Source organism: Salinimicrobium oceani (assembly GCF_012037645.1).
In genome coordinates this window covers 1-423 of the sequence record NZ_JAAVJR010000753.1, presented here as the reverse complement: position 1 = coordinate 423, position 423 = coordinate 1, and the positions used below count along the sequence as shown (strand labels likewise).

1 pseudogene is annotated in these 423 nt (G+C 38.5%); it reads right to left on the bottom strand.

The window, feature by feature from the left end:
* Positions 1 to 423, bottom strand: a pseudogene (locus tag HC175_RS19235) (porin); the annotation flags it as partial.

Sequence of the window (423 nt, the reverse complement as noted above, 5' to 3'; positions counted from 1 at the left end):
TATATTTTGACAATGCAATAGTGTATTGATCTTCTATGACTTCGGTAAGTCGGTCATCAAGATCTATAGTGGTATATCTTCCCACTACCTGAAAATTATTTAGAAATAAATAGCCTGCCTGTAGGTTTAGACCATGACCCACATTTACAGCAGCACCTGTCAAACTTCTATCGGGATTAATGGCAAAAACATCTTCTGCATCTCGATAGGCAAATTCCCCTAAAGCAGAAAATCCATTATACTTGAAAATTGCATCTACGAAGTACGTCATAATATCGGTTTCAAAAAAGCCATTGTCAAGCAACATATAACTTCCCATATTAGAACGGGTCTTAACTGCATTGTCATTAAAATCATAAGAAAGTCCAACGGCGAGTTTGGCACGCTGTTCCCGCGCAAAATCGGCTCCTGCGTAATCTTCAA